General features: G+C 54.9%; 10 protein-coding genes. 6 read left to right on the top strand and 4 right to left on the bottom strand.

The window, feature by feature from the left end; all coding sequences use genetic code 11:
* Positions 1–39: 39 nt before the first annotated feature.
* From GRX64_RS11730 to GRX64_RS11720, 4 genes are all read right to left on the bottom strand, one after another.
* Positions 40–1,127, bottom strand: a protein-coding gene (locus tag GRX64_RS11730) for an IS3 family transposase (RefSeq protein ID WP_166263825.1) whose coding sequence is annotated in 2 segments (ribosomal slippage) — positions 40–872 and positions 872–1,127 — 1,089 coding nt in all. Because the reading frame shifts where the segments join, the coding sequence is not laid out codon by codon here.
* Between the two features lie 34 nt (positions 1,128–1,161).
* Complete coding sequence (locus tag GRX64_RS19585; RefSeq protein ID WP_235937646.1) at positions 1,162–1,482, bottom strand: hypothetical protein; 321 nt, start codon at positions 1,480–1,482, stop codon at positions 1,162–1,164.
* A gap of 114 nt (positions 1,483–1,596) precedes the next feature.
* On the bottom strand, positions 1,597–2,319 hold the full coding sequence (locus GRX64_RS19580; RefSeq protein WP_235937644.1) for a DcaP family trimeric outer membrane transporter: 723 nt from the start codon (positions 2,317–2,319) through the stop codon (positions 1,597–1,599).
* 218 nt (positions 2,320–2,537) lie between these two features.
* On the bottom strand, positions 2,538–3,524 hold the full coding sequence (locus GRX64_RS11720) for a LysR family transcriptional regulator (protein WP_166267393.1): 987 nt from the start codon (positions 3,522–3,524) through the stop codon (positions 2,538–2,540).
* Between the two features lie 237 nt (positions 3,525–3,761).
* On the opposite strand from GRX64_RS11720, the gene GRX64_RS11715 reads away from it, so the two are divergent.
* From GRX64_RS11715 to GRX64_RS11690, 6 genes are all read left to right on the top strand, one after another.
* On the top strand, positions 3,762–4,901 hold the full coding sequence (locus GRX64_RS11715) for an acyl-CoA dehydrogenase family protein (protein ID WP_166267391.1): 1,140 nt from the start codon (positions 3,762–3,764) through the stop codon (positions 4,899–4,901).
* Positions 4,902–4,926: 25 nt separating this feature from the next.
* A complete protein-coding gene (locus tag GRX64_RS11710; RefSeq protein WP_166267389.1) occupies positions 4,927–6,402 on the top strand; it encodes a 3-oxoacyl-[acyl-carrier-protein] synthase III C-terminal domain-containing protein in 1,476 nt (491 codons plus the stop codon).
* 2 nt (positions 6,403–6,404) lie between these two features.
* Entirely contained in the window at positions 6,405–7,604 is a 1,200-nt protein-coding gene (locus GRX64_RS11705; RefSeq protein ID WP_166267387.1) for an acetyl-CoA acetyltransferase, read from the top strand.
* 23 nt (positions 7,605–7,627) lie between these two features.
* Entirely contained in the window at positions 7,628–9,319 is a 1,692-nt protein-coding gene (locus tag GRX64_RS11700) for an acyl-CoA dehydrogenase family protein (protein WP_166267385.1), read from the top strand.
* Between the two features lie 52 nt (positions 9,320–9,371).
* On the top strand, positions 9,372–10,277 hold the full coding sequence (locus GRX64_RS11695; RefSeq protein ID WP_235937648.1) for an SDR family NAD(P)-dependent oxidoreductase: 906 nt from the start codon (positions 9,372–9,374) through the stop codon (positions 10,275–10,277).
* 72 nt (positions 10,278–10,349) lie between these two features.
* Positions 10,350–11,207 (top strand): MaoC family dehydratase, encoded by an 858-nt coding sequence (locus GRX64_RS11690; RefSeq protein WP_207308787.1) that lies wholly within the window; start codon positions 10,350–10,352, stop codon positions 11,205–11,207.

The following is an 11,207-nucleotide window of genomic DNA, read 5'->3' as shown; positions in this document are numbered from 1 at the left end:
GGTAATCCCCCCTTTTTCCAGGGGCTTCAAAAGTAGAGTTCAGGCCACAGCGGCCAGTTTCTGTTGTGGGGTTATGCCCCCAAGTGCCATGTTCGGTCGTTCGTGATTGTAGGTCCATAACCAACGCGTTGCATATTCCTGCACTTCCTCGATGGAGTGGAACAGGTACTGGGCCAGCCAGTCATAACGCACCGTGCGGTTGTAACGCTCGATATACGCGTTCTGTTGCGGGTTGCCCGGCTGTATAAACACGAGCGTGATCTCACGCTTTTCAGCCCAGGCGGCCAAGGTGGCGCTGATGTATTCCGGGCCGTTGTCACAACGGATCTGGGCGGGCTTTCCCCGCCACTCGATGATCTGTTCCAGGGCCCGAATTACGCGTTCAGAAGGCAGTGACAGGTCTATCTCGATGCCCAGGCCCTCCCGGTTGTAGTCGTCGATCACATTGAACAGCCGGTAGCGGCGGCCGTCCTCCAACTGGTCGTGCATGAAGTCCATGGACCAGCTGGTGTTGATGGCCATCGGCACCGCTAGCGGCTCGGGCTTTTCACGTACCAGCCGCTTTCGGGGCTTGATGCGCAGGTTCAGCTCCAACTCCCGATAAACCCGGTAAACGCGCTTGTGGTTCCAGGGGTAGCCCTTCACGTTGCGTAAATACAGGAAGCACAGACCAAAACCCCAGTTGCGCTGGTTGTGGGTTAACCGCACCAGAAGATCCGCAATTTCGGCATTTTCAGTGCTGAGTTTGGCCTGGTAGCGATAGCAGGACTCGCTGACGCTAAAGGTGGCGCAGGCCAGGCGAATGCTACAACGCACATCAGCAACCGCTTTACGCGCCATCTCACGGCGGAGAGATGGCTTTAGAACTTTCCCTCCAGGGCTTCCTTGCGCAGCTCGGACTTGAGGCGCTCTTCGGCGTACATTTTCTTGAGGCGCCGGTTTTCGTCTTCGAGCTCCTTCAGGCGCTTCATCATGGAGGTGTCCATGCCGCCGTACTTGGCCCGCCACTTGTAAAAGCTGGCACTGCTCATGCCGTGCTCGCGGCACAGCTCAGGGACCGGCACGCCACTCTCCGCCTGCTTGAGGATGGCCATGATCTGGCTGTCGGTAAAACGTGATTTCTTCATGCAGAATCTCCCTGCGTTTAGCTTACGGAAAATTCTACTTTTGAGCACCTGGGTTTTTCGGGGGGATTACCAGACGGCTTGCATCACCATCGCCACCGTTTACTTTCTCCACTTGGAAGTAACCGTACTGAACGCCGAAATTGACATTTTGCACCGGGCTCCATTGATAGTTAACAAAAGCGTTGGTGTTGGTTTCATATTTGTCACCCACGGCCAACCCATCATCGACAGCGTCGTCCCAGTCCATGGTGGTCGCGCCATAAACAACGTTGAATGCACCTGGGCCAGCCTTGACGCTGGCGCCAATATTGGCGCTGTAGCCGGTAATGGTTTCTACGTTGCCGCTGGCGTCCACATAGGCGTCCTCACCGTAGTAGTTGGTGCCTGAACGCCACAGGTAGCCGTTGGCGCCATCGGTGTAATTGACATTACCCTGAATGCTGACAGTGTCGGTGACACTGAACTTGGCTTAGCCGAATACAGCAAAGCCTATTGCTGTATCGTTCTCGGTGCCGGTGTCATAACCAACTTGCTGGATGAGTGCAGACGTAGAAAAGGCCACAGGTCCGGACTTGCCAGTATAGCGGGCGGTAAAGGTCGGAATGCTCTGTTTGGTCCCTACTGCACTGGTTCCGTCAGTAATGCTGGCCTTGGAGTCCTCAGCTGAGAATGACAAATCACCCGTGGTGTAACGTACTTGGGCGGAGCGGCTGTAAAGGCCTGCATTGCCTGCTACCCCATCAAATTCCAATACCGAGGTGGCACCGGTAAATGCAGTATGGTTCGACCAGGTCTGCCCGACGATCCAGTTCCTGTACTGACCGAAGGCATGGCGCAGACGAACGGTACTGGTGCTGGTCCGAAAGTCACCTTCGATAGTGACTTTCACATCGTTAGCGAGAGTCGTACGAACTCCGAGGCGTGACTGTACAGCGTCGGCTCCAAAATGACCGGAGACTTCGCTATCTTCTTCCGCACCGGTGTTTACTTTACTAAAATCACCTGAACGGGTGCCGTTGGCGTGGCTGATATCTTCTTCAATATCGTAGGAGGCGTTGAGTCGTGTATAGCCATAAATATCGACAGTCGCTTCGCCAGCATTGAATTCAATGGCTGTCGCCGGACCGGCGACGCCCAGGGCCACAGTGGCTGTGGCCAGCTTGAAAACCATGGATAATTTGTTGTTAGGCATGGGATCTGCCTCTCCAGATATTATTGTTGGAATATTTGCAGTCTACTCAGGCATGCCTCGGCTGACGTATTGTGAAGTTGTCTTTGCCAGCCAAGTGCCATGTGCAAACTAGCAGTGGATAATGCCGCCAACAATTATCTATATTTGATATTAACTATGCCAAAAAATTATATATAAGCTGGAGATTAACAAAGATCGTTCCTCTTCTGTGGTGTTATTCAGGCGTCTGGAAGCTTGTTGGAGTGATTGATTTCTTTCGGATCAAACAATAATTTGCCTTTCCACGCACCTGATCCCACCTGTTCGGCGACTTGTTGCATGATGATTTCCGCCAGTTTCAATGTCGCCACCGAGGATGGCAGGTCCGTGGGGGTGACAATAGAAAGTGTTCTTTTCAGTTCAGGCGAGGTAATGGGGATGGCAATGACCTCCTTGCGGGTCGTCATTTCATGAACTGCGGCGGACGACAATATAGTGTACCCAAGGCCCCTGCGTACCATGTCGGTAAGCATGGGCCAGGCGCTGACTTCGAGTGCCAGGTTCAGGGATTTGTTTCGCTCAGCGGCCTCTTTTTCCATGGAGACTCTCAGCCCGTGTTTTTCTTCCGGCATAACCAGAGGAAGTTCAAGCACCTCATCCAGGGTAATTTCTGACCGGTTGGATACTTTTGTATTGGTGGGGGAGATCAAATAAAGACGCTCCTCAAGTAACGGACGGTATCGCAAATTTTTATGGTTACTCGGGCTATAGGAAATAGCAAGATTCAATCGATGCTGCATAACCATTTGCTGAAGTGTGCCGCTCATGGCTGATTTAACCGCGAGGTTTACCTGCGGGAACCGCTTTCGATATTCCTCAATAATGGACCCGGAGAATGTATGGGCCACAGTGGGGAGTAGCCCCAGTACAACCTGCCCCGTGACTTCACCCGCCACCGCGGTGACATCAGCTTGCGTTCTCTCAAGGCTCTGAAGCAGGCTGCGCGCGCGTTCATACAAAAGCTCACCGGCCGCAGTCAGCACTACGCCGCGTCCGTGCCGGACGAATACATCAACATTCAAGGCTTCTTCCAGCATCCGGATCTGACGGCTCAATGCCGGCTGGGCTACAAACAGTTTTTCAGAAGCCCGGCTAAAGCTGCCGGTGTCGGCCACGGTCAGGAAGGTATTGAGCTGGCGCAAGTCGACGTTCAGATTGAAGGGCATCGGAATTCCACCTATAACTTTGAAGTATCTAATTTCTCACAATACACCATTTCTGTTGATGACGAACCATCGTGGCTCCCTCTAAGATATGCTTAAAAAAGATGGTTGATATAAAAAGTATATAATTGTTGTAGGTTTTTCTTGCTGATACGGTTGAACCATAAACGGGAGCCAGCCGAGTTCTTCTCACTTCTTTACCGGTTTATCCGGCGCCAGAAATAACAGGGACTAACAAACATGCAGAGCAGAGCTATCTACAGCAGTGAACACGAGCTTTTCCGCGAGAACGTCCGTCGTTTTTTTCGCGCTGAGCTGGAACCGAATATAGATCAGTGGGAAGAGCAAAGTGTGGTTCCCCGGTCACTGTGGGAGAAAGCCGCGGCAAACGGCTTTCTCTGTTGTGGTGTGCCTGAAGAGTATGGCGGGCCGGGTGCTGACTTTCTCTACAACATGGTGCTGTCGGAGGAGACTGGCTACGCCATTGGCGGTGCCAGTGTCGGCTTCTCCGTTCAGGCTGACATAGTAGCCTACTACCTGATGAACGCGGGTACCGAGGAGCAGAAGCAATACTGGTTGCCGAAGATGGTAACGGCAGAAAAAATTGCTGCCATTGGTATGACTGAACCGGGCGTTGGCAGTGATCTCAAGAGCTTGCGCACCAGTGCTGTTCGCGACGGTGACGAGTATGTAATCAATGGCCAGAAGACATTTATTACCAATGGCCAGAACTGTGATTTTGTATTGGTTGCCTGCACTACAAACCCAAGCAAAGGTGGCCGTGGAATCAGCATGATTCTGGTTGAATGTGATAGCCCCGGCTTCTCTCGTGGGCGTAATCTGGACAAGATCGGACAAAAAGCGGCCGATACCTCGGAAATGTTTTTCCAGGACGTCCGGGTACCGGTCAGCAATCTGGTAGGTGAAGAAGGTGATGGTTTCAAGATCATGATGCGGGAGCTTCCTCGGGAGCGCATCACTATCGCCTGTCGCGCTCAGGCTGAAGCGCAACGGGCCTTCGATCTGACCCTGGCGTACACCAAGGAACGCAAAGCGTTTGGCAAAGCCATTAACGAGTTCCAGAACACCCAGTTTGTCTTGGCGGATATGAAAACCAGCCTGGAAGTGGGCTGGGCTTATCTGGACCAATGCATAAGGAAGTGTGATGACGGCACCCTGACTCCTGAGGAAGGTGCCATGGCAAAACTTTGGACTACAGAAAACGAAGGCAAGGTAGTTGACCAATGTCTGCAGCTGTTCGGAGGTTATGGCTACATGCGCGAGTACCCGATATCCCGCATCTATGTGGATGCGCGGGTACGTCGGATTTACGGCGGCACTTCGGAGATCATGAAGCTGGTTATCGGACGCTCCCTTTAAGCAAGCATAAGAGGAAGGAAATCACATGTTTGGTATTACCGCCTACGGTGCCTATATACCGAGAAGCCGGCTCTCCCGAGCCGCCATAGCTGATGCAAACGACTGGTTTGATGCCAGCCTTCGTGGACTTGCGAAAGGCGAGCGCAGTATCTGCAATTGGGATGAAGACACCATCACCATGGCTGTGGAAGCGGGGCAGGATTGCCTCTCTCTTCTGGACGCCGGCTCGGTCGGTACTCTGTATCTCGCCTCCACTACCTTGCCTTTTCTTGATCGCCAGAACTCTGTGGTGGTCAGTCAGGCGCTGAACCTGGGCGATCATTTACGTACCATGGATGTCAGTGCCTCCCAGCGCGCAGCGACATCTGCACTGATTGCGATACTGGAAGCGGGTAACTCTGAGAAAGGCGCCGCCATGCTGGTGGCATCTGAGCATCGGCGCAGCAAGTGTGGCTCCCGGGCAGAGATGCTCTGGGGTGACGGCGCTGCCGCGCTGGGTGTGGGTAGTGATGGCGTGATTGCTGAATATCTGGGCAGCGAAACCTATGTAACAGACTTTGTCGATCATTATCGCGGTGAAGACTCCACCCTCGACTATGAGTGGGAAGAACGCTGGATCCGGGATGAAGGTTATCTCAAAAGTGTGCCGCTGGCCGCTTCCCGGTTGCTGGATAAGGCAGGTGTCAAAGCCGCTGATATTGCCCACTTTGTGCTGGCATCCGACCAGGCAAAAACCCCTTCGGCAGTTGCAAAAAAGCTTGGCATTACGGCCGAAGCAGTGGTGGATAATCGCATTCCAGCAATGGGGATAGCCGGCTCGGCACATCCAATTCTTCTTCTTACCTCAGCGTTTGAATTTGCCAAGCCTGGCGATCTGATAATGCTGGCAGGCTTCGGTCAGGGCACGGATGTTGTGCTCTTCAAAGCTACTGACCAGATTACGGACCGGCGCCCTGAAACCGGCTTTGCCGGAGCGATTGAACGCCGTCGTCCCGATGAGAACTACAACCGCTTCCTCAGCTTCAATAATCTTGTCGAGCGTGAAACCGGCAAGCGTGGCGAGCTGGACAAGCAGAGTTACCTGGCGGCGATGTACCGCAAAAAGGATCTGTTGACCGGTTTTATCGGTGGCAAGTGTCGCGAATGCGGCACTGTTCAGATCCCCCGGGAGAACTATTGCGTCAATCCGGAGTGTGGCGCCCTCGACAGTCAGGATGATTACCCCATGTCTGCCATACCCGGTCGGGTGAAAACCTGGACTGCCGACCGCCTTACCTTTGACTGGAACCCGCCCGCCTATTTCGGGCTGGTCGAATTCGAGGGTGGCGGTCGCTTGATGATGGACTTTACGGAAGTGGAGGAGGGCAGCATTGAAACCGGTGTTGCCGTCAGTATGCATTTCCGCATCCGGCAGTTCGATAACCAACGGGGCTTTCGGAAGTACTTCTGGAAAGCGACACCCTCCGGACAAGAACGCGCGCAGCTGACAACAGGTGACTGAATATGGCTAGTGGAATCAAAGATAAAGTAGTGATCCTGGGAATGGGTTGCAGCAAGTTTGGTGAGCGCTGGGATGCGAGCCCCGCCGACCTGATGGTGGAAGCGTTCGAGGAATGTATTGCTGATGCAGGTATCGAGAAGAAAGATATCGAAATGGGCTGGTTTGGCGCCGGCATCGACGCCTACAACGTGGGCTCCAGTGCTCTGCCGCTTTCTCTCGCCCTGCGGTTGTCGAACATTCCGGTCACCAAAGTCGAGAACATGTGCGCGACCGGTACCGAAGCATTCCGGGGTGCGGTCTATGCGGTTGCCTCCGGCGCCTGCGACATAGCTCTGGCGCTGGGTGTGGAGAAGCTGAAGGACGTGGGTTACGGCGGTTTGCCTCAGCGCACCCGCGGTGTGGAAAACGACATGTTCTGGCCCAACCTGTCAGCACCAGGCTCATTTGCCCAGCTCGCCAGTGGGTATAGGGCCAAGCATGGCATTGATAAGAGCGAACTGAAGCGGGCCATGGCGCACGTATCAGTAAAGAGCCACGCCAATGGCGCTAAGAATCCGAAGGCTCATCTTCGTCGGGAAATCACCGAAGAACAGGCCATTAACGCCCCTTATATTGCCGAACCGATCGGGCTTTACGATTGTTGTGGCGTGAGTGATGGCTCGGCCTGTGCCATTGTCACCACGCCCGAGATCGCACGTCGCCTCGGAAAAACCGATCTGGTGTCCGTTAAGGCTCTCCAGCTGGCGGTTTCCAATGGTGACGAGGCAAGTTTCAGTGACTGGGATGGCTCTTACCTGAAGACCACCCGAATTGCTGCCCAACGCGCCTACAACGAAGCCGGTATAAAGAAACCGCGCGAAGAAATCAGTATGACGGAAGTCCACGACTGCTTCTCCATTACCGAGCTGGTGACGATGGAAGATCTGCAGTTGTCGGATGAAGGCCAGGCAGTCCGTGATGTTCTCAACGGTGATTTTGACGCCGATGGCCGAATTCCGTGCCAGATCGATGGTGGGCTTAAATGCTTCGGCCACCCCATCGGGGCCTCTGGTCTTCGCATGATCTATGAAAACTATCTGCAGTTTCAGGGACGTGCGGGCGACCGGCAACTCTCGAACGCACGCCTGGCCCTGAACCACAACCTTGGCGGCTTTCCGCACCAGAATATCTGTAGCATCTCGATTATCGGGCGTTACGAGTAAATGTCGAAAGAACAGGTGACCTGATGAGTCAAACACACGAAGCCGTCATACCGTCGGGCAGTGATGCCGAAACACTGGCAGTTGCCCAACGCAGCCTTGAGAAAGTCCGGCAGCAACTGGGCCTCGCTCTCAAGAACCTCAAGAGCTATTGCACCGTTGACGGCCGTCTGAGCGCGGGCTTACTCGATCGTCACCAGTTGAGCTGCTACGAAGTTGCCTTCTGCGCGGCAGAATTATCGGCTTGCGATGCGGTTTGTCATTACGCAACGGAGACCGGCGCAGAAGACGAGCTTGCGCGGGAAGTTGCGCTGGCGTTCTGCGCAGAGACAGTGCCTTCAGCCATTCAACGTTTATTGGCCCGGGCCGGGGATACCGGACTTGATCGCGCCGCGGTCATTGGTTTGTACAGCGATAATGATATCCGGAAGTTGATTGAGGATTTCGGTAGCAGCGACTTTCTGGCGGCTATCGGCGCCACCGTGGCAGAGCGTGGCAGCACCCGTCTGCCGTCCACGCTCGGGGAAGAGAAAGAAATGGTGCGGGACATGTTTGCCCGTTTCGCTACTGACGTGGTGATGCCGCTGGCGGGAGAAATCCATCGGCAGGACCTGGATATTCCCGATGAGATTCTAAAGCCAGCGACAGAACTCGGCTGTTTCGGCATCAGTATTCCGGAGCACTTCGGTGGCTTGTTGCCCGATGACAAACCGGACAGCCTTAGTATGATTGTCGTGACCGAAGAGCTTTCACGGGCGTCGCTGGGTGCGGCGGGTAGTCTGATTACCCGTCCGGAAATCGCGGCCAAAGCGCTACTGCAAGGTGGGACCACTGAACAGCAGCAGAAATGGTTGCCGCGAATTGCCTCTGGGGAAACCCTGTGTGCAATCGCGATTACGGAACCAGATTATGGCTCAGACGTTGCCTCGCTTGGGTTGAAAGCAACGCAGGTTGAAGGCGGCTGGGTACTTAACGGCAGTAAAACCTGGTGCACGTTCGCGGGCAAGGCCGGCATGTTGCTGGCCATGGCCCGGAGTGAAGCGGACCCGTCCCTGGGCCACCGGGGCCTCAGCCTGTTTCTGGTTGAGAAACCTCCCGCGCCAGGCCACGAGTTCCACCATCAACAACCGGCCGGCGGCGTTATTTCAGGCAAGGCCATAGCCACCCTGGGCTATCGGGGCATGCATTCCTACGACGTCTTCTTTGAGGATTACTTTGTTCCTGCCGAGAGTCTGATCGGCGGTGAGAAGGGGCGCGGTCAGGGTTTTTATTTCACTATGGCCGGATTTGCGGGAGGGCGAGTCCAGACTGCCGCCCGGGCAACCGGTGTCATGCAGGCGGCATTCGAGAAGGCTCTCAGCTACGCTAGAGACCGCAAGGTTTTCGGCAAAGCCGTAGGTGATTACCAACTCACCCAGGTGAAACTGGGCCGCATGATGTCGACCCTTGCCGCCTCCCGTCAGTTCAGTTACGCGGTTGCACGTCAGATGGACAAAGGCGGCGGCCAGGTGGAAGCCAGTCTGGTGAAACTGTTCACCTGCCGTGCGGCAGAGTGGGTCACCCGTGAAGCCATGCAGATCCACGGGGGCATGGGCTACGCCGAGGAGACAGATGTCAGTCGCTACTTTGTGGATGCCCGGGTATTGCCGATCTTCGAGGGAGCTGAAGAAACCCTGGCTTTAAAAGTCATTGCCAGAAATCTGGTTGCCCAGGCTTAAAACAACAAATCTGTAAGAGACCTTTAAGGAGGATATTGTGAGCGATAAAAAAATGTTAGATGGGAAAGTGATTGTAGTCACCGGTGGTGGTCGTGGTATCGGCCGCGCAACCTGCGTAATGCTTGCCGAACATGGTGCCAAAGTTGTGGTCAATGATATTGGCGGCGGCGCTGACGGTGCCGGCAATGATCAGGCCCCTGCTGACGAAGTCGTGTCTGCGATCAAGGAAGCCGGCGGCGAGGCGGTGTCGAGCTTTGATAGCGTGACGGAGTGGGAAGGTGGTCAGGCCATCATTCAGACCGCCCTTGATACCTTTGGGCAGATCGACTGCGTCGTCAATAATGCGGGTAACCTTCGTGACGGCATTTTTCATAAAATGTCGGAGCAGGACTTCGAATCAGTGCTGGCAGTCCACCTCAAGGGTACGTTCAATGTTAGCCGGGCGGCGGCTCCCCACTTTCGCGAGCAGGGCAGTGGCACCTTTGTGAACATGACATCCACTTCCGGCCTGATCGGCAACTTCGGCCAGGCCAACTACTCCGCCGCCAAGATGGGCATTGTGGGTCTGTCCAAATCCATGGCGCTGGATATGGACCGCTTTGGTGTTACGTCTAACTGTATTGCTCCGTTTGCCTGGAGCCGTCTGATCGGCAGTATTCCGACCGAAGACGAGGCGCAGAAAGAGCGTGTGGCCAAAATCCAGAAAATGACTCCGGACAAAATTTCCACCCTGGTGGTTTCATTGTGCAGTGACCAGGCTAAGCATGTGACAGGGCAGATCTTTGGCGTTCGTAACAACGAGATTTTCCTGTTCAGCCAGCCACGCCCGATTCGTTCCGCCCACACATCCGATGGCTGGACACCGGAGACCATATTGAGCAGGGTCATGCCCGCCTTTGAAGCGGACTTTTACTCACTGAGCCGCTCTGCTGACATCTTCAGCTGGGACCCGTTCTGATCAGATTCGGGTAACCATGAACCCGTCCGGTATCGCTGGGCGGGATCGTTTTCCGGACACGGGAGGATGCAAGTGGCCATCAGTTACGAGAAGTTGCTGAACCGCAAGTTCGAGCGTATTGACCAGAAATATACTGAAAAAGACACCATCCTTTACGCACTTGGCGTGGGTATGGGGATTGACCCTCTGGACAGGGACTGCCTGCCCTTTGTCTATGAGAATAGGTTGAAGGCGCTGCCCAGTATGGCGGTGGTTATGGCTTATCCGGGTTTCTGGGCAAAGGAGCCAGACACGGGTATCGATTGGGTTAAGGTTCTGCACGCCGGCCAGGAAGTGGTCATGCACAAGCCATTACCCGCTTCCGGTCACGTGTATGCCACCACCCGTGTGACCGATGTGATCGATAAGGGCGAGGGCAAGGGTGCCCTCATTCTTTCCGAACGCACGGTCAGGGATGCTGAGACCGATGAAGCGCTGTGCACTTTGTCCATGACCACCATGGCACGGGGCGATGGTGGATTCGGAGGGCCCGGTACCCAGCCACCAAAGCCGGACCCGCTCCCCGAACGCGAGCCGGACCTGGTGTGTGAGTTACCGACGCTCCAGCAACAGGCTTTGATTTACCGGCTTTCCGGTGACTATAACCCGCTACACGCAGACCCGGACGTGGCAAAAAATGCGGGCTTTGACGCCCCGATCCTGCATGGGTTGTGTACCTTTGGGGTCGCTTGCCATGCGCTTCTGAGAACGCTATGTGACTACGACCCGGCTCGCTTCCAACGTATGCGTGTGCGGTTCTCGGCACCGGTCTATCCGGGTGAAACCATCCGCACCGAAATCTGGCATGAAGGCGGTGCGGTGGCCTTCCGTTGTCGTTCTGTGGAGCGTGATCTGGTGGTCATCAACAACGGTTATGCTGAGGTGAGCTGA

The sequence above is a fragment of the Marinobacter caseinilyticus genome, assembly GCF_011074955.1.
In the GTDB taxonomy this organism is placed as follows: Bacteria; Pseudomonadota; Gammaproteobacteria; order Pseudomonadales; family Oleiphilaceae; genus Marinobacter; species Marinobacter caseinilyticus.
This window is presented reverse-complemented; position numbering and strand designations above follow the sequence as displayed.

Excerpts from the sequence above, each read along its gene's own strand:
- GRX64_RS19580 (WP_235937644.1), bottom strand. The coding sequence starts at position 2,319 with ATGCCTAACAACAAATTATCCATGGTTTTCAAGCTGGCCACAGCCACT.
- GRX64_RS11720 (WP_166267393.1), bottom strand. The coding sequence starts at position 3,524 with ATGCCCTTCAATCTGAACGTCGACTTGCGCCAGCTCAATACCTTCCTG.
- GRX64_RS11715 (WP_166267391.1), top strand. The coding sequence starts at position 3,762 with ATGCAGAGCAGAGCTATCTACAGCAGTGAACACGAGCTTTTCCGCGAG.
- GRX64_RS11710 (WP_166267389.1), top strand. The coding sequence starts at position 4,927 with ATGTTTGGTATTACCGCCTACGGTGCCTATATACCGAGAAGCCGGCTC.
- GRX64_RS11705 (WP_166267387.1), top strand. The coding sequence starts at position 6,405 with ATGGCTAGTGGAATCAAAGATAAAGTAGTGATCCTGGGAATGGGTTGC.
- GRX64_RS11700 (WP_166267385.1), top strand. The coding sequence starts at position 7,628 with ATGAGTCAAACACACGAAGCCGTCATACCGTCGGGCAGTGATGCCGAA.
- GRX64_RS11695 (WP_235937648.1), top strand. The coding sequence starts at position 9,372 with ATGTTAGATGGGAAAGTGATTGTAGTCACCGGTGGTGGTCGTGGTATC.